The 26,517-nt window shown below is 70.8% G+C and carries 23 protein-coding genes and 1 riboswitch; of the genes, 12 read left to right on the forward strand and 11 right to left on the reverse strand.

Annotated features, from left to right (window positions below; all coding sequences use genetic code 11):
* Positions 1–162 precede the first annotated feature (162 nt).
* The gene (locus INP57_RS29580) at positions 163–2,502 is read left to right on the forward strand and encodes an FUSC family protein (protein ID WP_233627530.1); all 2,340 of its coding nucleotides are present in this window, start codon (positions 163–165) and stop codon (positions 2,500–2,502) included.
* Positions 2,503–2,679: 177 nt separating this feature from the next.
* Here the strand turns inward: INP57_RS29580 and INP57_RS14540 are convergent, their stop codons facing one another.
* Complete coding sequence (locus INP57_RS14540) at positions 2,680–4,158, reverse strand: peptide MFS transporter (RefSeq protein WP_307850082.1); 1,479 nt, start codon at positions 4,156–4,158, stop codon at positions 2,680–2,682.
* A gap of 536 nt (positions 4,159–4,694) precedes the next feature.
* Between INP57_RS14540 and INP57_RS14545 the strand changes: the two genes are divergently transcribed.
* The 9 genes from INP57_RS14545 to INP57_RS14585 all read left to right on the forward strand — a co-directional run bounded on the left by INP57_RS14545 (position 4,695) and on the right by INP57_RS14585 (position 12,343).
* A complete protein-coding gene (locus INP57_RS14545; protein ID WP_200070722.1) occupies positions 4,695–6,053 on the forward strand; it encodes a hemolysin family protein in 1,359 nt (452 codons plus the stop codon).
* Positions 6,050–7,093 carry a hemolysin family protein gene (locus INP57_RS14550; RefSeq protein WP_200070723.1) on the forward strand — a complete coding sequence of 348 codons (1,044 nt, stop codon included), beginning with the start codon at positions 6,050–6,052 and terminating at the stop codon, positions 7,091–7,093. The genes INP57_RS14545 and INP57_RS14550 overlap by 4 nt, the downstream gene beginning before the upstream one ends.
* 207 nt (positions 7,094–7,300) lie before the next feature.
* Positions 7,301–8,122, forward strand: coding sequence for a mycofactocin-coupled SDR family oxidoreductase (locus INP57_RS14555; protein ID WP_200070724.1), 822 nt, complete (start codon positions 7,301–7,303; stop codon positions 8,120–8,122).
* A gap of 23 nt (positions 8,123–8,145) precedes the next feature.
* Positions 8,146–8,559 carry a nuclear transport factor 2 family protein gene (locus INP57_RS14560; RefSeq protein ID WP_200070725.1) on the forward strand — a complete coding sequence of 138 codons (414 nt, stop codon included), beginning with the start codon at positions 8,146–8,148 and terminating at the stop codon, positions 8,557–8,559.
* 7 nt (positions 8,560–8,566) lie between these two features.
* Positions 8,567–10,126, forward strand: a complete 1,560-nt coding sequence (locus tag INP57_RS14565; protein ID WP_200070726.1) for an AMP-binding protein — start codon at positions 8,567–8,569, stop codon at positions 10,124–10,126.
* Complete coding sequence (locus tag INP57_RS14570) at positions 10,123–10,563, forward strand: hypothetical protein (protein ID WP_200070727.1); 441 nt, start codon at positions 10,123–10,125, stop codon at positions 10,561–10,563. The genes INP57_RS14565 and INP57_RS14570 overlap by 4 nt, the downstream gene beginning before the upstream one ends.
* On the forward strand, positions 10,560–10,973 hold the full coding sequence (locus INP57_RS14575; protein WP_307850083.1) for a MaoC family dehydratase: 414 nt from the start codon (positions 10,560–10,562) through the stop codon (positions 10,971–10,973). The genes INP57_RS14570 and INP57_RS14575 overlap by 4 nt, the downstream gene beginning before the upstream one ends.
* A complete protein-coding gene (locus INP57_RS14580; protein WP_200070728.1) occupies positions 10,970–11,386 on the forward strand; it encodes an acyl-CoA thioesterase in 417 nt (138 codons plus the stop codon). Before INP57_RS14575 ends, INP57_RS14580 begins: the two co-directional genes overlap by 4 nt.
* A gap of 51 nt (positions 11,387–11,437) precedes the next feature.
* Positions 11,438–12,343, forward strand: coding sequence for a 3-methyladenine DNA glycosylase (locus INP57_RS14585; protein WP_200070729.1), 906 nt, complete (start codon positions 11,438–11,440; stop codon positions 12,341–12,343).
* Between the two features lie 181 nt (positions 12,344–12,524).
* Here the strand turns inward: INP57_RS14585 and INP57_RS14590 are convergent, their stop codons facing one another.
* From INP57_RS14590 to INP57_RS14625, 8 genes are all read right to left on the reverse strand, one after another.
* Positions 12,525–12,809, reverse strand: a complete 285-nt coding sequence (locus tag INP57_RS14590; protein WP_200070730.1) for a HesB/YadR/YfhF-family protein — start codon at positions 12,807–12,809, stop codon at positions 12,525–12,527.
* An 81-nt stretch (positions 12,810–12,890) separates the two neighbouring features.
* Entirely contained in the window at positions 12,891–15,788 is a 2,898-nt protein-coding gene (gene gcvP / locus INP57_RS14595) for an aminomethyl-transferring glycine dehydrogenase (protein WP_200070731.1), read from the reverse strand.
* 167 nt (positions 15,789–15,955) lie between these two features.
* Positions 15,956–16,057: riboswitch (glycine riboswitch) on the reverse strand.
* A 138-nt stretch (positions 16,058–16,195) separates the two neighbouring features.
* Positions 16,196–16,726: a MerR family transcriptional regulator gene (locus tag INP57_RS14600; protein ID WP_200070814.1), complete on the reverse strand. Its 531-nt coding sequence runs from the start codon at positions 16,724–16,726 to the stop codon at positions 16,196–16,198.
* A gap of 340 nt (positions 16,727–17,066) precedes the next feature.
* Positions 17,067–17,543: a bifunctional nuclease family protein gene (locus INP57_RS14605; protein WP_200070732.1), complete on the reverse strand. Its 477-nt coding sequence runs from the start codon at positions 17,541–17,543 to the stop codon at positions 17,067–17,069.
* Between the two features lie 526 nt (positions 17,544–18,069).
* A complete protein-coding gene (garA, locus tag INP57_RS14610; RefSeq protein WP_200070733.1) occupies positions 18,070–18,531 on the reverse strand; it encodes a glycogen accumulation regulator GarA in 462 nt (153 codons plus the stop codon).
* Positions 18,532–18,646: 115 nt separating this feature from the next.
* Entirely contained in the window at positions 18,647–19,030 is a 384-nt protein-coding gene (gcvH, locus tag INP57_RS14615; protein ID WP_200070734.1) for a glycine cleavage system protein GcvH, read from the reverse strand.
* A gap of 191 nt (positions 19,031–19,221) precedes the next feature.
* Positions 19,222–19,827 (reverse strand): cardiolipin synthase ClsA, encoded by a 606-nt coding sequence (gene clsA, locus INP57_RS14620; RefSeq protein ID WP_200070815.1) that lies wholly within the window; start codon positions 19,825–19,827, stop codon positions 19,222–19,224.
* Positions 19,828–20,238: 411 nt separating this feature from the next.
* Positions 20,239–20,463, reverse strand: a complete 225-nt coding sequence (locus INP57_RS14625; RefSeq protein ID WP_200070735.1) for a hypothetical protein — start codon at positions 20,461–20,463, stop codon at positions 20,239–20,241.
* Positions 20,464–20,881: 418 nt separating this feature from the next.
* On the opposite strand from INP57_RS14625, the gene INP57_RS14630 reads away from it, so the two are divergent.
* Positions 20,882–22,771 (forward strand): propionyl-CoA synthetase, encoded by a 1,890-nt coding sequence (locus INP57_RS14630; RefSeq protein WP_200070736.1) that lies wholly within the window; start codon positions 20,882–20,884, stop codon positions 22,769–22,771.
* Between the two features lie 117 nt (positions 22,772–22,888).
* Positions 22,889–24,463 carry a beta-N-acetylhexosaminidase gene (locus tag INP57_RS14635; protein ID WP_200070737.1) on the forward strand — a complete coding sequence of 525 codons (1,575 nt, stop codon included), beginning with the start codon at positions 22,889–22,891 and terminating at the stop codon, positions 24,461–24,463.
* A 42-nt stretch (positions 24,464–24,505) separates the two neighbouring features.
* On the opposite strand, the gene INP57_RS14640 is transcribed toward INP57_RS14635, so the two are convergent.
* Complete coding sequence (locus tag INP57_RS14640) at positions 24,506–24,898, reverse strand: DUF779 domain-containing protein (protein ID WP_200070738.1); 393 nt, start codon at positions 24,896–24,898, stop codon at positions 24,506–24,508.
* A complete protein-coding gene (exaC, locus tag INP57_RS14645; RefSeq protein WP_200070739.1) occupies positions 24,898–26,421 on the reverse strand; it encodes an acetaldehyde dehydrogenase ExaC in 1,524 nt (507 codons plus the stop codon). The genes INP57_RS14640 and exaC overlap by 1 nt, the downstream gene beginning before the upstream one ends.
* Positions 26,422–26,517 lie beyond the last annotated feature (96 nt).

The following is a 26,517-nucleotide window of genomic DNA, read 5'->3' on the forward strand; positions in this document are numbered from 1 at the left end:
CGTAGCGAGCGGCTGGCGACCTCGATCGACGGGCCGGCTCGACCGTTCGGCCACCTCGGTCGACGGGCCACCCCGGCGCCGCCGCCTGCGGCAAGCGGGCCGTTGGCACCGCGCGCGGCGTAAGGTCGCACCGGGAGCGGACGGAAAGGAGCGCGCGCGGGCATGATCAGCGAGTGGTGGAACCGCTTCCTCGCCTCCGATCCCGCGTTGCGCCGGTTGCGCAACGCCGTGCGCGTCACGGCCGCCACCGGACTCACCCTGCTGGTGGTGCTCCCGTTACTGCTGCTGTGGCAGCAGCCCATTCCGGTCGGGATGGTCTCCGCGGTGGTGGCGATCAACTCCTGCACCGCGGTCAACGACGACACCGAGGCCGAGCGCAAGCTGACCACGCTGCTCATGCCGATCCCCGCGATGATCTCGCTGGCGCTGGCGACCAGCACCACCAGCCTGCCGTTGCTGCACGTGGGGCTGTTCCTGCCCGTCGTGTTCGTCGCGACCTACATCCGGCGGTTCGGCTCGCGCTACTTCGCCTTCGGGATGGTCGCGTTCATGGGCTACTTCTTCGCCATGTTCGTGCGTCCGCAGCTGCCGCAGCTGCCCGCGCTGGCGCTGGCGGTGGTCTCCGGTGCGCTCAGCGCCTACCTGATGCGGTTCGTCGTGTTGCGCGACAACCCGCGCGGCGTGCTCGAACGGGGTCGGCGAACGTTGCGAGCGCAGGTGCACGGGCTGCTGCACGACGTCCGCGACGTGGCGCAGAACCCGGACGTGCAGCGGCACCGCAGGCGGTTGCAACACCGCTCGGTGCGGTTGAACGAGACGGCGCTGATGCTGGAGAACAACGTCGCCGAGCTGCCCGGGCTCGACGAGCAAGGCCGTGAGCTGCTGCGCCGGCGGGTGCTGGCGGTGGAACTCGCCGCGGAGAACACGCTCACACCGCTGATGCGCGTGCTGGACCACCCCAGCGGTGGTGGTGCTGTGTCGCACGCGATCGCGGGGCTGCTCGCGCTGGTGCAGAGCGATCCCTCCGAGGTTCGGGCGGCCGCGCGGAGCCTGGCCGACCGCATCGAGCGGGAAGGTGTCGGCACCGGCGGAGCCTGGTCGACCCGGCCCGCGGCGGCGCACTCCGGCGCGGGCTCCCCGGCGCACTCCGGCGCGGCTTACTCGTCGGATCAGGCCCCGGCGCCGATGACCCCGCACGACCCGCGCACGCGCGGACGGTCGCTGCTGCGGATCTCGGGATCGCTCGACTCGGCCGTCCCGGCCACGCGATCAACTCCGCCGCAGCAGCCGCCGGATCCTCCGGATGCAGCGGAAGCCGCTGCGGCCCGGCGACCCGGCGCCGCACAGCTGGCGATGGCGATCCGGCGGTTCGGCGCCGCGCTGGCCGATCTGACCGCAGCCAACGAAGACCTCGGCCGGGTCGGACCGCGCACCGGCGACGATGGCGAGAAGGACGAATCCAGCGCCGAAGAGCCGACCGAGACCGGCTTGCAACGGCCCGAGGTGCGCGCGGCCGTGCAGGCCACCTGCGCTGCCGGGATCGCGATCGTGGCGGGTCAGCTGATCTCCCCGAACCGCTGGTACTGGGCGGTGATCACCGCGTTCGTGGTGTTCATCAGCGCCCGCAGCCGCGGCGAGCTGCTGGTGCGGGCGTGGCAGCGCACCGCGGGCACGCTGCTGGGCGTGATCGCCGGGGTGCTGCTGGCCTCGCGGATCACCGGGGACACCACCGCCGAGCTGATCATGATCCTGTGCTGCGTCTTCCTCGCGTTCTACCTGGCGGGCGTGTCGTACGCGGGGCTGACCTTCTTCATCACCACGATGCTCGGCGCGCTCTACGGCATCCTCGGCACGTTCAACACCTCCACGCTGGGTCTGCGGCTGGCCGAGACCGCGGTCGGGGCGGTGGCCGGGGTGCTGGCCGCCGTGTTCGTGCTGCCCACCCGCACCCGTCGGCTGGTGCGCCAGAACGTGGACAAGTTCCTGCTGGCGCTGCGCGATTTCCTGCGCTCGGCAGGCACCGACGTCAGCAGCGGCAACGCCGGTGGCGTGCTGCGCGAAGACGTGCGGGAGGTCGACGACGCGCTGCACCAGGCGTTGTCGAGCGCTCGCCCGCTGGTCAACTACCGGGTGTCCACCCGGCGCAGCAGCCTGGACCGGTCGATGACGATGCTCAGCGGATGCGCGTACGCGGCCCGCAACCTCGCGGTGGCGCTGCCGCAGGCGGCCGAGATGGTCGACGAGGACACCCGGCAACGGCTGGCCGAGCTGCTGTGGGCGCTGGCCGAGACCGCCGAGGCGTTGACCGACGAGGCCGGGCAGTCGTTCGAAACCGCCCGCGAGTCGGCCCGCAAGTGGGCCGAGGACCTGCGGGACCTGGCGGAGTCGCTGCCGCAGGACCCGACATCGCTGCACCGCGCGCTGAGCGTGCTGGACCGGCTTGCCTCGCTGCTCGACGACGTGCGCGGCGAGATCAGCGCCCCGCAGGTCACCCGCGGCTGACGCCCCGGGGCCGCGCCGCTCACGACGCCGCGACGGGGCCAAGCTGCTGCGCCGTGAGCAGCAGCGGCGCTATCGGTTCGGGCCGCCATCGGTTGGGCCGCTGCCCGGGCAGCCGGCACCCGCGCCTGCTGAAGTGCCGGCTGCCCGAACCGCATCAACCGCTCCGGCCGCAGCCGATCACGGCACCCCGTGCATCATCCGGCGCACCCACGGCACCGACACCGCGAGCAAGCCGCCGCAGGCGATCGTGAGCACGCCGATCACGCCGAAGTACAGCGCCTGGTTCTCCGGCGAGTACAGCTTCACCACCTGCGCACCGAGCCCCTGGCCCAGCGCAGGCGCCAGGAAGTACAGCCCCAGCGTCTGCGAGGAGAACGCCGCGGGCGCCAGCTTCGTCGAGGCGGAGAGCCCGACCGGCGAGAGCATCAGCTCACCGATGGTGAGGATGACGAACACCAGCGCGACCATGATCGCCAGCTGCTGGCCGTCGGAGTTCACCACGAACCCGGACAGCACCACCCACAGGAACCCGAGCCCGACGAACACGACACCGCCGACGAACTTGGCGGGCGTGCTGGGCTGGCGCGAACCCAGCTTGAGCCACAGCGCGGCGAAGACCGGCGCCAGGATGATGATCGCCAGCGAGTTGATCGACTGGAACCAGGCGACCGGGAACTCCCAGCCGAGCACGGAGTGCGCGGTGTCCTCCTCCGTCACCCGCACCAGCGTGCTGGCCTGCTGCTCGAACAGCAGGAAGAACAGCGCGGTGGCCAGGAACAGCGGGATGTAGGCGATCAGCCGGTCCCGCTCCACCTTGGTGATCTGCTTGCTGCTGAGCATCACCGCGAAGTACACGACCGGCAGCACCGCGGAGATCACCGAGACCACGTTGACCAGCCCGCCCAGGCCGATCGAGCCGGTGGCCACCAGACCGCCCAGCACCACCACGAACAGCACCGCGATGCCGACGGCGCGGGTGAGCACGCGGCCCTTCTGCCCCTCGGGCAGCGGGTTGCCGGGGTGGTCGCTGACCGTGCCGAGGTTGCGCCTGCCGAGCACGTACTGGATCAGGCCCAGCGCCATGCCGACGGCCGCGGCGCCGAAGCCCCAGTGGAAGCCGATCTCGCTCTGCAGGAACCCGGCGATCAGCGGACCGAAGAAGCCGCCGAGGTTGATGCCCATGTAGAACACCGAGAACCCGGCGTCCCGGCGCTGGTCCTGCGCGCTGTAGAGGTCGCCGACCATCTTGGACACGTTCGGCTTCAGCAGCCCGGAGCCGGCGATGATCAGCACGATGCCGAGCCCGGCGCTGGTCAAGCCGCCGGGCAGCGCCATCCCGATGTGCCCGAACATGATCAGCACGCCGCCGTAGAACACCGAGTGCCGCGCGCCCAGCAACCGGTCGGCGAGCCAGCCGCCCGCGACGCCGGTGAGGTACACCGAGGCGCCGTAGGCCTGGACCGTCGAGGTGGCGGTCCCTTCCGGCAGCCCCAGACCGCCCTTGCTCACCTCGGTCATCAGGTACAGGGCGAGGATGCCCCGCATCCCGTAGTAGGAGAAGCGCTCCCACATCTCGGTGAAGAAGAGCGTGGACAACCCGCGCGGCTGGCCGAAGAAGCCGCGCTGCGGGGCATCCGCGACCGTGTTGTCAGCCACGATCACGTCCTTTCTGCCTGGGTCCGGTCTGCCTGGGTCCGGCTGCTGTGATTTTGCGGCAGGCTATACCTGCGCCGATTGGCGTGGACCAACCGAAACGTGAGTGAATTTTCACAAAAGTCCGGATGGCGCTCCCCGACCCGCCCATCGCCACCCGGGCACGCTAGGTCACGGGACACGCCGCCGATGGTTCAGCCCGCCCGGTGCGCCGCCGGTCGCGGCGCGGCCGGGACGTCGCCGTGATCACGAGGCGCTGCCTCCCGCTACTCCATCCGGATATACTGGCGTCGTATTTCTCCCGTTTCACCGACATCCGGCGAACACGCCTGATATTCGCGAGAGGTGACACCTTCGGTGCCCCAGGCTGAGTCCCCTGACGGCAGTACCGAGCCGGGTCGAAGTCCCGGCTCCCCGACCTGTTCCTGCGCAGCCGCACGGCCGCGCTCCGCGGAACCCCGCTCCCGCACATGGTTCGGCGGGCCGTCCGCATCCGGCGTCCGCGCCGCAGCGCCCCCCTTCGGCGGGGGTGAACCACGTTGAGCATTCTGCTCTCGATCCTCGGCCTGCTTTTCGTCGCCGTGCTCACCCTGGGCACCGCGCTGGCGGTCACGGCCGAGTTCTCGCTGACCTCGCTGGAGCGCAGCACCGTTGACGCGCACGTCAACGAGGTCGGCGACCGGCGGGCGAAGGCCGTGCAGCGCGCGCACCGCACGCTGTCGTTCCAGCTCTCCGGCGCCCAGGTCGCGATCACGCTGACCACGCTGATCACCGGTTACGTGGCCGAGCCGCTGATCGGTGAGCTGCTGCGCCCGCTGCTGCTGGCCACCGGCATGCCGGGCGCGGTTTCCACCGTGCTCTCGCTGGTCCTGGCGATCCTGCTGGCCACGACGCTGTCGATGGTCTTCGGCGAGATGGTGCCGAAGAACCTCGCGATCACCCGGCCGCTGTCGGCGGCGCGGGCGGTGTCCGGCTACCACCGCCGCTTCTCCCAGGTGTTCCGCTGGCTGATCGATGCGATGAACAACAGCGCGAACTGGGTGGTGCGCCGCTTCGGCATCGAACCCCAGGAGGAACTGCGCTCGGCGCGCTCCGCCGACGAGCTCGGTTCGATCGTGCGCACCAGCGCCGAGCACGGAACCCTCGACCAGTCCACCGCCACGCTGATGGACCGGTCGCTGCGCTTCGGCGACCGCACCGCCGAGGAGCTGATGACGCCTCGCGTGCAGGTGGAGTCGTTGCCTGCCGAGGCCGGCGTGCAGGAGCTGCTGGCGCTGGCGCGGCGCACCGGTTTCTCCCGCTTCCCCGTGCACGGCGGCGATCTGGACGACGTGCACGGCGTGGTGCACGTCAAGCAGGCGTTCGGAGTGCCCGTGGACAGGCGCGACACGACCCGGGTCGGCTCGCTGGCACGGCCGGTGCCGAGCGTTCCGGAGACGCTGGACGGCGACTCGCTGCTGAACCGGCTGCGCGGCTCCGGCCTGCAATTGGCGCTGGTGGTCGACGAGTACGGCGGAACCGCGGGCATGGTGAGCCTGGAGGACGTGATCGAAGAGATCATCGGCGACGTGCGCGACGAGCACGACCGCCGGGAGACCGCCGCGGTGCGGCCGCTGGACCGGGACAGCTGGATCGTCTCCGGCCTGCTGCGCGCCGACGAGCTCCTGGAGGCCACCGGCTTCGAGATGCCCGACGGCGAGTACGAGACCGTCGCCGGGCTGGTGCTGGAGAAGCTGGGCCGCATCCCGCAGGCCGGTGACCGCGTCGAGGTCGGCGACTGGTGCCTGACGGTCAACGGCATGGACCGCAACCGCATCGCCGAGCTGCGGCTGAGCCGGCCGCAGACCGCCGCAGGCGGCACCAGCGGGGTCGGCACCACCGCGGGAGGCGTCCGATGAGCGACACCGCGGCGATCCTGTTCGGAATCTTGTTGCTGCTGCTGAACTCGCTGTTCGTGGGCGCGGAGTTCGCGCTGCTGTCCTCGCGCCGGGACCGGTTGGAGGCGCTGCTGGACCAGGGCGTCAGCCGCGCCCGCACGGTGATCAAGGCGAGCCAGGAGGGCTCGCTGATGCTGACCAGCGCCCAGCTCGGCATCACGCTGTGCTCGCTGGGACTCGGGCGGTTGGGCGAACCGGCCGTGGCGCACCGCCTGGAGCTGCTGTTCGAGCCGTTCAACGTGCCCGCACCGGTGGTGCACGCGGTCGGGTTCACCATTGCGCTGGCGATCGTGGTGGTGCTGCACGTGCTGGTCGGCGAGATGGTGCCGAAGAACCTCGCGATCGCCGAGCCGGAACGACTGGCGCTGTGGCTGGTGCCCGCGCTGGTCGGGTTCGTCAAGCTGGCGCGGCCGCTGATCGCGCTGTTCAACATGATGGCGAACGCGGTGCTCAAGCTGCTGAAGGTGCAGCCGAAGGACGAGCTGGACACCGCCTACACCTCCGCCGAGCTGGCCGAGCTGCTGGTGGAGTCGCGCCGGGAGGGGCTGCTGGAGCAGTCCGAGCACCGCAGGCTCGCCCAGACGTTGTCCTCGGTGGAGAACACCGTGGCCGACGTGCTGGTGCCGCTGCCGGAGGTCACCAGCGTGCCGGGGAACCCGACGCTGGGCGATGTGGAGCAGGCGGTCGCCGCGACCGGCTTCTCCCGGTTCCCGGTGCGCGCGGCTTCGGGTGAGCTGCTGGGTTATCTGCACGTCAAGGACCTGCTCGACCAGGCGGGCTCGGACCCGGGCACGCCGGTCGCGCCGAGCCGGGTCCGGCAGCTGCCGAACGTGCCGGTGAGCGCGCGGCTGGACCAGGCACTGGCGTCGTTGCGCCGGGCGCGCAGCCACTTGGCCACCGCGGTCGACGCGGATGGCGTGCCGCGCGGGGTGGTCGCGCTCGAGGACCTGGTCGAGGAGTACGTGGGCACGGTCCGCGACGGCACCCACGTCACCGCCTGAGACCCGTTCCCCTCGGGGGCGGCCGCTACGTGCGGCCGCCCCTTTCTCGTTCGCGCCCGTTCGGGCGCTGGCACCCGGATTCGGCGGCGTCGGGGTAGTTGACACGCAGTCGGCGAAAAATCAGTATAACCATCATCACAGTGCAGTGAGTCCGGCCGCGCCCGCCGAGGCGGTGCGCGAAACGCGGGAGGCAGCGTGGCGGAACGCATGGCTGGCAGGGTCGCTTTCATCACCGGTGCGGCCAGGGGGCAGGGACGATCGCACGCCGTGCGCCTGGCCGCCGAGGGCGCCGACATCATCGCGGTCGATGCCTGCGCGGACGTCGCGACCGCGGCTTACGCGATGGCCACTGAGCAGGACCTGGAGGAGACCGCCCGGCTGATCGCCGAACAGGGCCGCCGGGTGGTGGCCCGCAAGGCGGACGTCCGCGATTTCGACGCCCTGCAGGCCGCCTTCGACGCCGGCGTGGCCGAGCTCGGTCCGGTGCACACCGTGCTGGCCAACGCGGGCATCGCGTCGTTCGCGCCGACCTGGGAGTTGACCGCCCAGCACTGGCAGGACATGATCGACATCAATCTGACCGGGGTCTTCCACACCGCGAAGGTCGCGATCCCCGGCATGATCGAGCACGGTGCGGGCGGCTGCCTGCTGTTCACCTCGTCGATCGGCGGTTTCAAGGGCTTGCAGAACGTCGGGCACTACGTCGCGGCCAAGCACGGCATCGTCGGGCTGATGCGCACGCTGGCCAACGAACTCGGCCCGCACGGCATCCGGGTGAACACCATCCATCCGACCAATGTGGACACTCCGATGATCCAGCACGAAGGCGCGATGGGGCTGTTCGTGCCCGAGGGGGTCGAACCCACCCGCGAGAACGCCATGCCCGGCTACCGCTCGCTCAACGCGATGCCGGTCCCGTGGGCCGAGGTCGGCGACATCAGCAACGCCGTGGCCTTCCTCGCCAGCGACGAGGCCCGCTACATCACCGGCGCGACCTTCCCGGTCGACGCGGGCGCCAACGTCAAATGAGCCAGGCAGTGGAAGGAGCGCCGATGTCCACCGGCACGGCACGCGGCGAGATCGAGGACGTGCTGAGCAGGTACGCGCTCGGTTACGACGAAGGCGACCTCGCACTGCTCGAGGAGGTCTTCACCGAGGACGCGGTGCTCACGATCCGCATCGCCGACGGTGATCTCATCGGCCCGTTCGAGGGCCGCGCGGCGATCATCGGGATGATGCGCGACACCGCGCAGACGCAGCAGGACAAGCGCAAGCACGTGATCAGCAACCTGGTGCTCGACGAGCGCGGCGACACCGCGACCGCCCGGACCTACCTGACGCTGTTCTCCGTCGCGGACGGGCAGCTGACGGCGTTGACCACGGGCCGGTACGAGACCGAGCTGCGCAGCACCGGTGACGGCTGGCGGCTCGACTCCGTGCACATCGCCCTGGACCTGCCCTACTGAGCCGGCCATGACGAGCAACCAGGGATTCATCCCGGCGAAGTGGGCCGCGCTCACCCCGGATGCACAAGCGATCTACGACGCGCCGAACGAGCGGCGGGTGAACTGGGCGGAGCTGGACGAGCGGGTGCGCCGCGCCGCGAACGGCCTGCGCGGGCTCGGGCTGCAGCACGGTGACCGGGTTGCGGTGCTGGCCCGCAACTGCGTGGAGTTCCAGGAGCTGTACTTCGCCTGCGGCCGCGTGGGGCTGGTGCTGCAACCGCTGAACTGGCGGCTGTCCACCGGCGAGCTCACCGAGCTCATCCGGGATGCCGCGCCGCGCGCCGTGGTGACCGCGGCCGAGTGGTCCGAGCAGGCCCAGCAGCTGCAGCGGGACTGCGACGTGCCGCACTGGCTGGAGTTCGGCGAGTCCGGTGACGGCAGCTACGAGCGGCTGCTGGCCGCGGCGGCCACCGACGAGCCCGAAGGCTCCGACCGCATCGGCGGCAACGACCCGTTCTTCATCCTCTACACCGGCGGCACCACCGGACGCAGCAAGGGCGCGCTGCACACCCACCACAGCGCGGCGACGGGCGGGCTGAACCAGACGGTGGCCGAGCGCATCGTGCCCGGTGACGTCTACCTGCTGACCGGGCAGATGTACCACATCCCGATCGTGCTCTCGATGAACTACCTGCGGCACGGGTGCCCGCTGGTGCTGATGAACTTCGAGGCCGAAAGCGCGCTGCGGATCATCGAGCAGGAGAAGGTCTCGGCGTTCCTGGGCATCACCACGATGCTCAACTGGATGATGGCGGTGCCCGGATTCTCCGGCTACGACCTCTCCAGCCTGCGCAACATCCAGTACGGCGGCGGGCCGATGCCCTCGTCGATCGTGCGGGCGGCGCTGGATTCGTTCCCGTGCACGCTGATCCAGGGCTACGGCCAGACCGAGGGCCCGGGCATGACGTTCCTGTCCCAGGAGGACCACGCCGAGGCGGCGGCCGGGCGAAACGAGCACCGGCTGCGCTCGTGCGGCCGGGAAGGTTTCGCCGGGATGTTGCGGGTGCTCGACGAGTACGGCGCCGAGGTGCCGCGCGACGGGCGCACGCCGGGGCAGATCGCGGTCCGCTCGGACGCGAACATGATCGGCTACTGGAACCGGCCGGAGCTGACCGCGCAGACCATCCGGAACGGCTGGATGTGGACCGGTGACGTGGCCACCTGGGACGAGCAGCACTACGTCTACATCGTCGACCGGGCCAAGGACATGATCATCTCCGGCGGCGAGAACATCTACAGCGTCCAGGTCGAGGAGGCCGTCGCCGCGCATCCGGCGGTGCTGGAGTGCGCGGTGATCGGGGTCCCGGACGACGAATGGGGCGAGAACGTCAAAGCCGTGGTGGTGCTCAAACCCGGCACCGAAGCCACCGAGCAGGACATCATCACCACCGCGAAGCAGCACCTCGCTTCCTACCAGAAGCCGAAGTCGGTGGACTTCGTCGCGAGCCTGCCGAAGGCGCCGACCGGCAAGGTGATGAAGCGCGACCTGCGCACCCCGTACTGGGCCGACCGGGAGCGTTCGGTTTGAGCCCGGACGAGGCCGAACTGGCGAGGCTGGTCGGCACCGAACTGCCCGGCGGCGAGTTCACCTTCGAACCGTGGTGGGTGCGACTGGTCAACGACTGCGCGCTCGCCGCACCCGAGGACGGCGCGGGCAGCCCGGTGTTCGTCTTCCTCGCCGGAACCGCCGCGATGGGCATGTCCTGGGAGCAGTTGTGGGCGATGTTCGGCGCCACCGAGTCGGACGGCCCGATGGCCGGCGAGACCAGCACCGAAATCCACGTCCCGCTGCGCGTCGGCGGCACCTACCGGGTCCGCGGCCGGATCGAGTCCGCGCGGCGCAAGCGCGGCTCGCGCACCGGTGTCTTCGACCTCGTCGAGTACCGGCTCGACCTGCACGAGGATTCCGGCGCGCTGGCGGCGAGCTGCACCAGCTCGATCATCTTCCCGAGGAGGGCGCAGTGACCGAGGCCGGCGAGCAACTGCCGGAGCACCGCATCGGCCCGGTCTCGGCGGAGAAGATGAAGACGATGTCGGCGCTGATGCGCGATGCCAACCCGATCCACTTCGACGAATCCGCGGTGCGCGCGCTCGGGCTCGGCGAGCGGGTGATCAACCAGGGTCCGCTGAACCAGGCGTACGTGCTGGACATGCTGAGCCGTTGGGCGGGCGGCGCGGACCGGGTGCGCGGCGTGCGGTTGCGCTACCTCGGCACCGTGTTCGCAGGTGACCACCTTTGCGCGCGGGGGACGGTGCGCGAGGTCGCCGATGAGGAGGGCTGCCGGGTCGCCACCTGCGATGTGCAGCTCGACGTGCTCGGCGGGCGGACCGTGCTGTCCGGCACCGCGACCGTGCTGCTGGAGGAGAACCGATGACGCCGCCGACGATGCAACGGTTCCAGCTCTCCTACGGGGATTGCGACTCGCTCGGCATCGCCTACTTCGCGATCTACTACCCGTGGATGGAGCGCACCTACAGCAGCTGGCTGCACCACCACGGGCTGCGCTCGGCGGAGCTGGCCGAACAGCTCGGTGCGGGAACGGTCGGCGTGCACTCGGACGCCACCTACCTGCGGCCGGTGCACGTGTTCGACGAACTCACCTGCGAGCTGGTGCGCAGCAAGGTCGGCACCACTTCGTACACCCTCGGCCACGAGTTCCGCCGCGGCGACGAGCTGGTCACCTTCGGCACCATGACCTTCGCCTGCCGCGCCCCGGACGGGACCAAAACCCCCATCCCGGCACGGCTCGGCGAACTCCTCGGCACGCTGCGACCGGCAGCGGACTGAGCCCACCGGGGCGCCGGACGGCCACCCGACCTCGCCTATCCTGGCCGCACTATGCAAGTGCTTGCCGAGCAGGAGTGGCGCGCACGCCGAGCCGCGCATCGGCAGCGGGTGCGGCAGTGGACCGAACCGCATCGCCGCAGGCGGCGCGAGGGCATCCCGCACCCGGTGATGGACTTCCTGTTCACCTACTACTCGCACCGCCCGTCACTGCTGGAGCGCTGGCAACCCGGCCTCGGCGTCGCGCTCGCGGGCGGCGAGGAGTTCCTGGACCGGCGCGGCTACGTCGCGCTGCCGCAAGGCGTCGCACTGTCCCCCGCGGCACGCACGGCGAAACGCCTGGACACCGCGCGTTTCGTGCGGGACCTGCTGACCGCGGTGCAAGACCGGCGGCCGTTCCTGGGCTGCTTCGGCCTGCACGAGTGGGCCATGCTGTACCGCACCACGCCGGAGGACGTGCGGCACGCTTCCTGGCCGTTGCGACTCGGGCACCGCGGCACCGATGAAGTCGTGGAGTCCATGCAGATCCGATGCAGCCACCACGACGCCTTCCGATTCTTCACCCCGCAGGCCCGGCCGCTGAATGCGCTGCAACCGACCCGCGCCGATCAGGTCGCGATGGAACAGCCGGGCTGCCTGCACAACAACATGGACCTGTTCAAGTGGGCCTACAAGCTCGACCCGCTGGTGCCGTCCGAGCTGATCGCCGACTGCTTCGACCTGGCCGCGCGCATCCGCGCGGTCGACATGCGCGCGAGCCCGTACGACCTGCGCGAACTCGGATACGAACCGATCGCGGTGGAAACGGCGGAAGGGCGCGCCGAATACGCGGCGCGGCAACGCGAATTCGCCGATGAGGCGGGCGGATTGCGCACCCGGCTGATCGAGGTCTGCGCGGGGCTGCTGGCGGCGGAAACGGCCGAGGCAGCTCGTTCCGAGTTGAGCGATTCCCAGCCCTGAAACGATTTCCGGCCCTAAAGCGGCTCCGGGTCCTAAAGGGGCTCCGGGTCCTAAAGGGGCTCCGGGCAGAAAGCGGCTTCGGTCCCTGAACAACTCCGGTTCCAAAGCGACTCCGCCCAGCGAGCCGCACTTCGATCCGAACGAAATCGGCCCGCCACCACGCGGCGGCGGGCCGATCAGCTCATTCCCGAACGGCCAGGCTCAGCTCACCGTTGTCGTCGCGCTCGGCGTCGAGGACCTTGTCCCCGAGCAGCGACGCGGCCTGCGGCTCGAGGAACACCCGGGCACCGGACTCCTCGACCACCTCGTCGTCGGCCTGCGGCTCGCTGGCGATGGCCGCCTGGAGCTCGCCCTCACCGGACGCGTTGGCGACCGGCGCGATCCGCAGCCCCGAGCTCTCGCCCGATTCACCACCGGCCAGCACGACCTTGATGACCTCGGCTGCGCTCTCGCTGATCGTGAGCATTGCTGCACTCCTCTCGGAGGCGGTCGGATGGAACCGCCCACCGTAGTGCATCCGGCCGGTCGCCCGCTCACCCCCGCGCGATCATGCCTCGTAGGCCGAAAGCGGAGGGCACGAGCACACGAGGTTGCGGTCACCGCGCGCGCCGTCGATGCGGCGAACGGCAGGCCACACCTTCGCCTCCGAGGTGCCCAGCGGGTAGGCGGCCTCGGCGCGCGTGTAGGCGTGCTCCCACGTACCGGCCAGCGCCGGGGCGGTGTGCGGCGCCTGCACCAGCGGGTTGTCGTCGGCGGGCCACTGCCCGGCGGCCACCTTGTCGATCTCCCCGCGGATGGCGATCATCGCCGCGCAGAACCGGTCGAGTTCGGCGAGGTTCTCGCTCTCGGTCGGCTCCACCATCAACGTGCCCGCGACCGGGAACGACATCGTCGGCGCGTGCAGCCCGTAGTCGGCGAGCCGCTTGGCCACGTCGTCCACGGTCACACCGCTGGACTTGGTGATCGGGCGCAGGTCCAGGATGCACTCGTGGGCGACGAACCCGCCGGAGCCGGTGTAGAGCACCGGGAAGTACTCGTCCAACCGCCGCGCCACGTAGTTGGCCGCGGCGACCGCGGTCAGCGTGGCCCGGCGCAGCCCGTCCGAACCCATCATCCGCACGTAGGCCCAGGAGATCGGCAGGATCGAGGCGCTGCCCCACGGCGCGGCGCTGATCGGGCCGACCCCGGTCTCGGGACCGGCCGCGGGCTGCAGCGGGTGGTTCGGCAGGAACGGCGCCAGGTGCGCGCGAACACCGATCGGCCCCACGCCGGGACCACCGCCGCCGTGCGGGATGCAGAACGTCTTGTGCAGGTTCAGGTGCGAGACGTCCGCGCCGAACCGGCCCATCCGGGCCAGCCCGATCAGCGCGTTGAGGTTCGCGCCGTCGACGTAGACCTGCCCGCCCGCGTCGTGCACCAGCCCGCACACCTGTTGCACGGTGTCCTCGTAGACGCCGTGCGTGGACGGGTAAGTGATCATGATCCCGGCCAGGTCGTCGCGGTGCTGCTCGACGACCTCGCGCAGGTGGTCCATCTCGATGTTGCCCTGGTCGTCGCAGCGCACCACGACCACGCGCAGCCCGGCCATCACGGCGCTGGCGGCGTTCGTGCCGTGCGCGCTGGCCGGGATCAGGCAGACGTCCCGCGCCGCCTCACCACGGCTGTGGTGGTAGGCGCGGATGGCCAGCAGACCGGCGAATTCGCCCTGGCTGCCCGCGTTCGGCTGCACGCTGACCGCGTCGTAGCCGGTGATCTCGGTCAGCCAGCGCTCCAGGTCGTGCACCACCTCGAGCAGCCCCGCCGCGTCCTGCCCGGGTGCGAACGGGTGCACCTCGGCGAACTCGGGCCAGGTCACCGGCTCCATCTCGGCGGTGGCGTTGAGCTTCATCGTGCACGAGCCCAGCGGGATCATGCTGCGGTCCAGCGCCAGGTCGGTGTCCGAGAGCTTGCGCAGGTAACGCAGCAGCGAGGTCTCCGAGCGGTGCGTGTGGAACACCGGGTGCGTCATGTAGTCGGAGGTGCGCAGCAGTGCGGTGGGCAGCGCGTCGGCCGTCTCCGCGTCCAGCTCGTCCACCCCGGTCAGCGTCTCGCCACCGAACCCGAACGCGCTGAGGACCTTCAGCAGCGTCTCCCGGGTGGTGGTCTCGTCGCAGCTGAGGCCCACGTGGTCGGCGTCGATGTGGCGCAGGTTGATCCCCTCGCCGCGAGCGGCGTCGACGACCTCCGCCGCCCGGCCCGGCACCCGCGTGACGATCGTGTCGAAGAACTCCGCGTGCACGACCTCGACCCCGCCGCGGCGCAGCCGCTCGGCCAGCACCGCCGCCATCCGGTGCGCCCGCTGCGCGATGGCGCGCAGCCCGCCCGGGCCGTGGTAGACCGCGTACATCGACGACATCACGGCCAGCAGGACCTGCGCGGTGCAGATGTTGCTGGTGGCCTTCTCGCGGCGGATGTGCTGCTCACGGGTCTGCAGCGCGAGTCGGTAAGCCTGATCCCCGTCGGCGTCCACGCTCACCCCGACCAGCCTGCCGGGCAACTGCCGCTCGATGCCCTTGCGCACCGCCATGTACCCGGCGTGCGGGCCGCCGAAGCCCATCGGCACGCCGAAGCGCTGCGTCGTGCCGACCACGACGTCGGCACCGATCTCCCCCGGCGCGCGCAGCAGCGTCAGCGCCAGCAGGTCGGCGCTGACCACGGCCATCGCGCCGCGCTCGTGCACCTCGGCGATGATCGCCTCGTGGTCGCGCAGCGCGCCCGATGCGCCCGGGTAGGCCAGCAGCGCACCGAAGAAGTCCCCCTCCGGCAGGCCCTGCGGACCGGCGGAGAGGTCGGCCTCGACGATCTCGATGCCCAGCGGCTCGGCACGGGTCTCGATCACCGAACGCGTCTGCGGCATGGTGTCGGCGTCCACGACGAACCGCGGCGACTTGTTCCGGCCCGCGCGGCGCACCAGGGTCATGCCCTCGGCCGCGGCGGTGGACTCGTCCAGCATCGAGGAGTTCGAGACCGGCACCCCGGTCAGGTCCGCGACCATGGTCTGGAAGTTCAGCAGCGCCTCCAGGCGGCCCTGCGAGATCTCCGGCTGGTACGGCGTGTAGGCGGTGTACCACGCCGGGTTCTCCAGCACGTTGCGGCGGATCACCGGCGGCGTGATCGTCGGGTGGTAGCCGAGCCCGATCATCTCGGTGTGCGGCCGGTTGCGGCTCGCGCGCTCGCGCAGCTCGGCGAGCGCCTCCGCCTCCGTCGCCGGTTCCGGCAGCGCCAAGTGCAGGTCGCGCTCGCGGATGCCGGACGGCACCGCGGACTGGGCGAGTTCCTCCAGCGAGCCGACGCCGATCACGTCCAGCATCCGGGCCAGTTCGGCGGGCAGCGGCCCGACGTGGCGGTCGGCGAACGGGGTTCCGTGTTCCAGGGCGGCCAGCGGGATCCGGTCTTCGGTCGTCATCGCCACACCTCATTCATCGCAGCGGACACAGGGCGGCAGCGTTGTGTGCTGCCCTCCCCCTCTGTCACTGTCCGCATCGCGAACGCCTGAGAGCTTCGCCCGGTCGGACCGGACTTGCACCGTCGGCGGGCGCCACCTCGTCCGGTGGCACCTCTTTCCAGAGGTATCTCGCCCGTGCGGTCCAGCCGCCTGAGAGGTTGTCGGGGAGGGTTTGCTCCTTCGGCGCCGCCGGCGACCGGATCACCGGCGGACTCTCCCGCACGGGGTCTGCGATGCCTCGCACCCTACCCGATCCAGTGAGCGCCGACCGGTGCGATCTTCGTCGCGTCCGAACGTCCCACGCACCGGACGCGCTGCGCACGCACCGTGTCCACGCGAAATCCCCGGGCCGGAGCCGCCGAACCGGTTCAGCCCGTTTGCCGGTCCCGACGCCTGCGGGACAGCTCGTCATCGACGGGCTCTTCGGGGTCGGCGGTGTCGGCTCTTTCCGCCGGGAACTCGTGGATGGTGCCGGTGATCTCCCGCATCGCACCGCTGACCGCGATGCCGAACACGCCCTGCCCGCCCTGCAGCAGGTCGACGACCTCTTCCGCGGAGGTGCACTCGTAGACCGTGGTGCCGTCGCTGAACAACGTGATCTTCGCCAGGTCGCGCACCCCGCGGCCGCGCAGGTGCTCCACCGCCAGCCGGATGTTGTGCAACGAGACCCCGGTGTCCAGCAGCCGCTTGACCACCTTGAGCACCAGGATGTCCTTGAACGAGTACAACCGCTGCGAGCCCGAACCGGCCGCGCTGCGGATGGACGGGCCGACCAGCTTGGTCCTGGCCCAGTAGTCGAGCTGCCGGTAGGTGATTCCGGCGATCTGGCAGGCCGCGGGTCCGCGGTAGCCGACGAGTTCATCCGGCAGCGCTGGATCCGGCAACGCGGGGTCGGCCATCGGTTCCGGCTGCTGCGCGAAATCTTCGCCGGGTGCTCGCTCCACCACGCCTGCCTCCCCTCGTCCGGCCACCGGGGCCGGCGAACCACCGGGAACCGCACCGGGCGGCTGCCGCCCCGGAGCTCCCGCGACCGGGCCGCGAGCGCCCGACCTGGAAAATCACATCGGAGCAATTCGCGTTGCAACGACGGTAAGCCCACCCCGTGGGCGGGTCAACGCGACGCGCGGACGCACCCCCGCCGGGCGGACACCCCACCGGGAATTCCCCGCCACCGGGCCGGAAATGCGAACGGCTCCCGTGCCTCTCGGCAGCGGGAGCCGTCGTGGCGCACCGGGGCGGTCAGGTATCCGCGCCCCGGAAGTCCTCCGGCGAGACCGAGTCCAGGAACTCCCGGAACTTCTCGACCTCGTCCTCCTGCTCGTCCGGGATGATCAGCCCAGCTTCGTCCAGCACCGATTCGTCGGCGTGGATCGGCACCCCGACCCGCAGCGCCAGCGCGACCGAGTCGCTCGGGCGGGCCGAGACCCGCACGTCCCCGTCGAAGATCAGCTCGGCGAAGAACGTGCCCTCCTGCAGATCGGTGATCCGCACCTGCTCCAGATCCCGCCCGAGGGCGCCGATGACGTCCTTGAGCAGATCGTGGGTCAGGGGTCTGGCCGGCCGCACACCCTGCTGCTCCAGCGCGATCGCGGTGGCCTCCACCGATCCGATCCAGATCGGCAAGTACCGCTCACCGTCGGTTTCGCGCAGCAGCAGAATCGGCTGGTTGGCTGGTAGTTCCACTCGCACGCCGACGACGCGCATCTCGCTGCTCATCGTCTCATCGCCTCCTCCAGCGCGCCGAAGCGTGACATCCTTGGTCGAGGATCGCGCACCGACGCCTCCGACGCTACCCGCGATACGGCGGACACGCCTACCACTGGCCATCGCCTCCGGCCGGATTTTCCGCTCGCTGAACGGCTTTTTCCGGTTCGTACCGCCTGCTCGCCGGACCGCGCGCGAACGCCGGTGCCGCCGGTGCAGGCCCTTGTTCGTCGACCGACTCCGGTTCCGCTCGCCGGTGCCGTTCGCGATGCTGCCGAGATCGTTCGCCCGCTGCGGGCTCCGGGCGAACGGGGAGTTCCCGCGCCCTGCCGGTTGCTGCAGCGCAACGACGCCCACAGCAACGATACACCGCAGCCCCAACGGCCAACCGCTGGTCAGAGCCTCGCGGAGGGCATCGGGCGAGGACGGACCGGCGGCTCCGCACCCGGCGATCGGATGATCGCCTCCGGTGCCGCGATCGGACGATCGCCTCGGATGCCGTCGGGGCGGCGCCCCGTCGCGGAACGGCCGCGGACCTTCAGCGTCCCTGGCCGCCGTCGATCGGCCCGGTCAGGAACACCAGCCGGAACTTGCCGATCTGCACCTCGTCGCCGTTGGCCAGCACCGAGGTGTCCACCGGTTCCCGGTTGACGTAGGTCCCGTTCAAGCTGCCCACGTCCACGACGACGAAGTCGCTGCCCTCGCGCCGGAACTCGGCGTGGCGACGGGAAACGGTGACGTCGTCGAGGAATATGTCGCTGTCGGGGTGCCGACCCGAGCTGGTGGTCTCCCGGTCGAGCAGGAATCGCGACCCCGCGTTCGGGCCGCGCTTGACCACCAGCAGGGCGGACCCGGCGGGCAGCGCGTCGACTCCGGAGGCCGCAGGCTCCGGAGCCGCACTCTCGGTGCTCTCCGATTCCGACAGGAACGGCCTGAAGACCGAGGTGGTCTCCGGTGACTGCTCCGGCGGAACGCCGCCGGGCCCGTCGTTCTGGCTCACCTGAGCTCTCCTCTGCGCGGATGGGTCGTGCAAGTGCGTTCCAACGTACCGCGCCGTTCCAGGTGGCAGACGCGGGAGTCCCACAACGATCCGGCCGCGGTGCGGAGATCGACGATCATGCCTGGTCGATGACGGCTTGGTAGTCCTCCGGGCCGAGCAGCGCGTCCGGCGCCGCCGGGTCGGCCAGCTTGATCTCGAGCATCCAGCCGTCGCCGAACGGCGCGGAGTTGACCAGCTCGGGCTGCTCGTCGAGCCGCTCGTTGCGGGCGACGACCTCGCCGGCGACCGGGGCGTAGATGTCCGAGACGCTCTTGGTCGACTCCACCTCGCCGATGCCGCCACCGGCCTGCACCGCCTCGCCCGCATCGGGCAGCTGGACGAACACCACGTCGCCGAGCTGCTGCTGGGCGTAGTCGGTGATGCCGACCCGGACGGTGTCCTCGCCGGTGCGCAGCACCCACTCGTGGTCTTCGGTGTACTTGATCCCTTCCGGGGCCACTTGGGTCCCGCCTTCCTGGTCGCTCGGCCGACGGGACTTCGCAGCGCCTCCGCCTCACCCGCGATGATCGCCGCGGGCGCCGCGAGCCTAGGTCGAGGTCGCAGCGGACCGCAAGGCAGCCGCGACGTGATCAACTCCGCAGCGCGGGTGACACCGGCAGCGCACGCGCACCGCGGCCGGGTGCGCCGCGGTCAGGTCCGGTTCGATCTGGCCAGCCGCACGGTCGCGAAGACCTGGATCAGGTACAGCACACCGGCCCACACGTACAGCACGCCGCCCCAGCCGGTGAAGGCGTACGCCAGCGGGCGCACGACCTGCTCGAACGCGAAGTCCTCCTGCACCAGCAGCAACAGCGGGAACGCGTACATCAGGCAGAAGGTCGCGGCCTTGCCGAGGTAGTGCACCTCGGGCGGCTCGAACCCGTGCCAGCGCAGCACCGGCAAGCACAGCGTCAGCACCACGTCGCGGCCGATCAGCGCCACCGCGGCCCACCACGGGATCACGTCCCGGAGCACGAAGGCGATCAGCGTCGCGACGATGTAGAGCCGGTCGGCACCCGGGTCGAGCAGCTCGCCGACGCGGCTGTACTGGTTCAGCCAGCGGGCGAGCTTGCCGTCGAGCCAGTCGGTGGCCCCGCTGATCACCAGCACCAGCAGGGCAAGCAGGTCCTGCTGCGGCCCCAGCAGCAGCCAGAGGAACAGCGGGACACCGGCCAGGCGCAGCACGCTGAGCAGGTTCGGCCAGGTCAGCCAGGGATCGTCCCAGACGTTCGCGGCGACCTCTTTGATGTGCGCGATGCCGGGATCGGGCGGGGCTGCGGTTTCGGCGTCATCCGGACCGGACGAATCCGCCGGTTGCTGCGCGGAGTCCTCCGGCGGTTGCTGCGCGGCTGCTTGCTCGCCTGGTTCGGGATGCTCGCGCGCTTCGGGGTGCTCGCTCGGTTCCGGTCGGTCCGGAGCCGGATGCCGGGACGGTTCCGGGGGCACGGAATCCTGCGCCCCACCCCGGCCACGCGGTCCGGCCGTGGTGCCGTCGGCGTCCTGCACCACAGCCCTCCCTGACACGGTTGTGCGATCCGCCGTACGGCGCTCACCTGCGCCTCCGGCCCGATGGACGCTCGGCGTCCACTCGCGTCAGGGTGCCACACGCCCCCGGCACCGGCCGTGGCGGCCGTGGCTGCGGCGAGCCGGGTGCGCGGGCGGCTCCGTTCAGCGACGGGCGTGGCTCCAGCCCCGCCGCTGCAGCTCGGCGTCGGTGAGGAAGCGGGCGCGGCCGCGGTCGTCGACACCGGCCCAGCGCGCCCGGCCGCCCACGCCTTCGAGGACGAACGAGTGGCCGCCGCTCCACACCACGCTGCTCGGCGTGGTCGGCAGTTCACCGGCCCGTCCGGAGCCGTCCGGCCCGGCTTCGCGCACCGTCGTATTCGCACTCATCACTACCTGGCACCTCCATCACGGTTGTCGGCCGCGCCGCACCCCGTGTTAGCTCCGCCGCCTCCCCTCCCGGCGAATTCTGTTCCATGGATCACCGGTCATTCGCGCAATTCCGGGCCTGCCGCGCCAAGCGGGCGGGCGAGGGCGCCGAGCTGCACGAGCCGGTCCGCGCGCCGGTTCGGCGCGGGCGAAGCGGGCGGACCGCTCGTCGCGAGGCCCGCTCGCCGCCGCAGTTCCGCGCACTCCGGAAGTCCGTTGTGGACGCTTGCCGGGAACGGCGGCACGGGTGCGGTGCCACCCGCGCAACACGGTGCACGGCGGCGGGTATTCCGGCCGGTGGCCGCAGGTTGTTGGCGCGAACGGGTGCCGTGCGGTAGGACTTCGGCACCTGAACAGCCGCACGTGGGAGGTCGTGGTCATGGGCGCCTACGCCGACGCGCACCGGCGCAGTCTGTCCGATCCGGACGGGTTCTGGCTCGATGCCGCCCGCGGCATCGAATGGGACCGGGCACCGGAGCGGGCGCTGGCGGATTCCGGGCGGTGGTTCGCCGACGGTGTGCTCAACACCTGCTTCAACGCGCTGGACCGGCACGTGCGGGACGGGCACGGCGCGCGGACCGCGGTGATCTGGGACTCCGCGATGGCAGGCGGGGCGATGGCCGGTGAGCAGCTCAGCTGGAGCTACCAGGAGATGCTGGACCGGGTCGCGCGGTTCGCAGGCGCGTTGCGCTCGCGCGGTGTCGGCAAGGGCGATCGGGTGATCATCTACCTGCCGATGGTCCCGGAGGCGCTGGTGGCGATGCTGGCCTGCGCGCGGATCGGCGCGGTGCACTCGGTGGTCTTCGGCGGATTCGCGCCCAAGGAGCTCGCCGCGCGCATCGACGATGCCCAGCCGGCGGTGATCGTGGCCGCCTCCTGCGGACTCGAGCCGAATCGGGTGGTGGAGTACAAGCCGATCGTCGACGAGGCGCTGCGGATGTCCGAGCACCGGCCCGCGGGCGGTGTGGTGATGTTGCAGCGGCCGCAGTCCCCCGCCGAGCTCGGCCCGGACGACGTCGATTGGGACGAACTAGTCGCGACGGCCGAACCTGCCGACTGCGTGCCGGTCGCGGCGACCGATCCCCTCTACGTGCTCTACACCTCCGGCACCACCGGCCGCCCCAAGGGCGTCGTGCGGGACAACGGCGGGCACGCGGTGGCGCTGCACTGGTCGATGGGCGCGATCTACGACATCGGGCCCGGCGACGTGTTCTGGACGGCCTCCGACGTGGGCTGGGTCGTCGGGCACACCTACATCGTGTACGCACCGCTGCTGGCCGGGGCGACCACGGTGGTCTACGAGGGCAAGCCGGTGGGCACGCCGGATGCCGGTGCGTTCTGGCGCGTGATCTCCGAGCACCGGGTGAAGGCGCTGTTCACCGCACCGACCGCGTTCCGCGCGATCAAGCGGGTCGATCCGGAGGCTCGGGAGCTCGACCGCTACGACGTCTCCAGCCTGCAGACCCTGTTCCTGGCAGGCGAGCGGCTGGATCCCGAGACGTACCAGTGGGCCGTGGACCGGCTGCGGATTCCGGTGATCGACCACTGGTGGCAGACCGAGACGGGCTGGCCGATCTGCGCGAACCTGCGCGGGCTGGAGCCGATGCCGGTCAAGCCGGGTTCGCCGACCGTGCCGGTGCCCGGTTTCGACGTCCGGGTGCTGGACCAGTCCGGGCAGCAGGCGCCTGCCGGGACCGAGGGCGCGATCTGCATCAAGCAGCCGCTGCCGCCGGGGATGCTGCCGACGTTGTGGAACGACGACGCGCGGTTCCACGAGTCGTACATGTCCCGCTACCCCGGCTACTACCGCACCGGCGACAGCGGCTACATCGACGAGGACGGCTACGTGTTCGTCATGGGACGCACCGACGACGTGATCAACGTGGCCGGGCACCGGTTGTCGACGGGTTCGATCGAGGCGGTGCTGGCGGGGCACCCGGCGGTGGCCGAATGCGCGGTGATCGGGGTGCACGACCCGCTGAAGGGCCAGGTGCCGCGCGGATTCGTGGTGCTCAAGTCCGGCGTGGAGATCGACGACGAGACGCTGCGCGCGGAGCTGGTCGCCGCGGTGCGCGAGCAGATCGGGCCGGTGGCGGCGTTCCGCGACGTCGACGTGGTGGACGGGCTGCCGAAGACGCGCTCCGGCAAGATCCTGCGCAAGTCGATGCGCGAGATCGCCGACACCGGCGACGCGAAGGTTCCCTCGACGATCGAGGACCCGGCGGTGCTGGACGGCTTGCGCGGAGCGCTGCGCGGTCGGCGGGAGTGAGCCTGCGCTGATCGTGCGGGCCGGCTCGGTGCCCGATACGTCCGTTCGGCCGCTCCCGGCGGCGGATCGTGGTCTATACCTTTGGTCTCCACGATCTTCCGAGCCGGGAGCGAGCCGATGAACCACTTCCCGATCGAGTTCCCGCGGCGTGCGGCGATGGCCCTGTTCGGCGGCGCCGTCGCGGCGGGCGCGCTGGGCGCCGCACCATCCGCACGTGCGGCGCAGGGATCTCGGATGCAGCAGGTGATCCCGGTGCCGGAGTCGGTGCGGGAGGCGCCGGGCGTGCGCTTCGAGCTGGGGCCGGACAGCGCGATCGGCGCGGACCCGGCGGCCGCAGGGGTCGCCGAGTACCTCGCGGGTGTGCTGCGCCCGGCGACCGGCTACGCCTTGCCGACCGGCGAACGGGGCGATCTCGTGCTGCGCCTCGATGACGCGGGGCTCGGCCAAGCCGGATACCGCCTCGAAGTCACCGCCGAAACCGTCACGTTGCGCGCGGGAACGCCCGAGGGGCTGTTCAACGGCGTGCAGACGCTGCGGCAGCTGCTGCCTCCGCAGATCGAGAGCGCGGACCCGCAGCCCGGGCCGTGGCCGATCCCGGGCGGTGCGATCGCCGACCGGCCCCGGTTCGGCCACCGCGCGGCGATGCTCGACGTGGCGCGGCACTTCTTCGGCGTCGAGCAGGTCAAGCGCTACATCGACCAGATCGCGCGCTACAAGATCAACTTTCTGCACCTGCACCTGAGCGACGACCAGGGCTGGCGCATCGAGATCGAGTCCTGGCCGCGGCTGACCGAGCACGGCGGCAGCACCGAGGTCGGCGGCGGCCCCGGCGGCTTCTACACCCAGCAGGACTACGCCGAGATCGTGCGCTACGCCGCTTCGCGGCACATCACGATCGTCCCCGAGATCGACGTTCCGGGGCACACCAACGCCGCGTTGTCGTCCTACGCGGAGCTCAACTGCGACGGTGTGGCGCCGCCGCTCTACACCGGCATCGAGGTCGGGTTCAGCTCGCTGTGCGTGGACAAGGACATCTCGTACCGGTTCCTGGACGAGGTGATCGGCGAGATCGCCGCGCTCACGCCCGGCCCCTACCTGCACATCGGCGGTGACGAGGCGGACGCGACGACCGACGAGCAGTACCGGGCGTTCATGCGCCGCGCGCTGCCGATCTTGCGCGCGCACGGCAAGACCGTCGTCGGCTGGCACGAGTACGCCAAGGCGACACCGCAGAATCCGGCGGTCGTGCAGTACTGGGGAACCGATCCCGCCGACCCGGAGGCGGCCGAGGTCGCGGCCGCCGCCGCGCGTGGCAGCAAGATCCTCATGTCGCCCGCGAACAGGTCCTACCTGGACATGAAGTACGACGAGTCGACCGAACTCGGCCTGAACTGGGCCGGCTACGTCGAAGTCGCCGACGCCTACGGCTGGGACCCGGCCGCGCACCTGCAGGGCGTCGGCGAGGAGTCCGTGCTCGGCGTGGAAGCACCGATCTGGACCGAGACGCTGGAGAACTCCGCGCACCTGGAGGTGATGGCGTTCCCCCGGCTGCCCGCGATCGCCGAACTCGGCTGGTCCCCTGCCGCGACGCACGACTGGGAGTCGTTCCGGGCGCGGCTGGCCGCGCAAGCACCGCGCTGGGAGGCGGCGGGCATCGGGTTCACCCGCTCCCCGCAGCTCCCGTGGCCGTGAGCGGGTGCGGCCGGGCGGGCCGCACCCGAGCAAACGGGTGGTTCAGTGCGAACCCAGCGCGGCCCATTCCTCGTCGGTGAACAGCCGCGAGCGGATCAGGAAGCGCACGCCTTCGGGCGCCTCCAGGGAGAAACCACTGCCCCGCCCCTGCACGACGTCGATGGTCAGGTGGGTGTGCTGCCAGTACTCGTATTGCGGGCCGGACATCCACACCGGGACCGGATTCGGCGCGCCGTCCTCGTCGTCCACGGCCAGATCGCCGAGATGCACGTCGGACGCTCCGGTGCGGAACTCGCCCTGCGGGTAGCACATCGGTGCGCTGCCGTCGCAGCAGCCGCCGCTCTGGTGGAACATCACCTGGCCGTGCTCGCCGCGGAGGCGGCGGATCAGCTCCGCCGCCTCCGGCGTCACGGCCACTCGGCCGGGCTCGTCCATCAGAACAGCCCTTGGGCGCTGTCCGAGTAGCTGACCAGCAGGTTCTTCGTCTGCTGGTAATGGTCGAGCATCATCTTGTGCGTCTCGCGGCCGATGCCGGACTGCTTGTAGCCGCCGAAGGCCGCGTGCGCCGGGTAGGCGTGGTAGTTGTTCACCCACACCCGGCCCGCCTGGATGTCCCGGCCCGCCTTGTAGGCGGTGTTGCCGTCCCGCGACCACACGCCCGCGCCGAGGCCGTAGAGGGTGTCGTTGGCGGTCTTGAGCGCGTCGTCGTAGTCGTCGAACGAGGCCACCGACACGACCGGGCCGAAGATCTCCTCCTGGAAGATCCGCTGCTTGTTGTGCCCCTCGAAGATCGTGGGCTGCACGTAGTAGCCGCCGGACAGCTCCCCGCCGAGGTCGACGCGCTCACCGCCGGTGCGGATCTTGGCGCCCTCCTGCTTGCCGATGTCGATGTAGGCGAGGATCTTCTCCAGCTGGTCGTTGCTGGCCTGCGCGCCCACCTGGGTTTCGGTGTCCAGCGGGTGACCCTGCTTGATGGTCTCGGTGCGCGCGACCGCGTCGGCGATGAAGTCCTGGTAGATGCCGCGCTGCACCAGCGCCCGGGACGGGCAGGTGCACACCTCGCCCTGGTTGAGCGCGAACATCGTGAAGCCCTCGATCGCCTTGTCGTAGAAGGCGTCGCGCTGCGCGGCGACGTCGTCGAAGAAGATGTTCGGGCTCTTGCCGCCCAGCTCCACGGTCACCGGGATGATGTTCTCGCTGGCGTACTGCAGGATCAGCCGCCCGGTGGTGGTCTCGCCGGTGAAGGCGACCTTGCGGATGCGGGAGTTCGACGCCAGCGGTTTGCCCGCTTCGACGCCGAAACCGTTGACCACGTTGAGCACGCCCGGCGGCAGCAGGTCCCCGATGACCTCCAGCAGCACGTGGATCGATGCGGGCGTCTGCTCGGCGGGCTTGAGCACGATCGCGTTGCCGCCCGCCAGCGCCGGGGCGATCTTCCACACCGCCATCAGGATCGGGAAGTTCCACGGGATGATCTGCCCGACCACGCCCAGCGGCTCGTGGAAGTGGTAGGCGACGGTGTTCTCGTCGATCTGCGAGAGCGACCCTTCCTGCGCGCGCAGCGCGCCCGCGAAGTAGCGGAAGTGGTCGATCGCCAGCGGGATGTCCGCGGCCAGGCACTCCCGGATCGGCTTGCCGTTCTCCCAGCTCTCGGCGACCGCGAGCTTCTGCAGGTTCTGCTCCATGCGGTCGGCGATCGCCAGCAGCGTCCCCGCTCGCTCGGTGGGTGCGGTGCGGCCCCACGCGGCGGCCGCGCCTTCGGCGGCGTCCACGGCTCGTTCCACGTCGTCGGCGGTGCCGCGGGCGATCTCGGTGAAGACCTGCCCGTTGACCGGCGTGGGGTTGTCGAAGTAACCACCCTTGGCCGGGGACACGTATTCGCCACCGATGAAGTGGTCGTAGCGCGACTTGTATTCGACGACCGATCCCTCGGTGCCCGGCGCTGCGAAGCGGGTCATCTGGTGCCTCCCGTACGACGTTGTGCGGTCTCGGGCGGGGAACCTACGGAGCGCGACGTTGCAGATGCGTTGCCGCGGCGAGCAGCATTGGGGTGA

Origin of the sequence: Saccharopolyspora galaxeae (assembly GCF_016526145.1) — a bacterium.
GTDB lineage: Bacteria > Actinomycetota > Actinomycetes > Mycobacteriales > Pseudonocardiaceae > Saccharopolyspora_C > Saccharopolyspora_C galaxeae.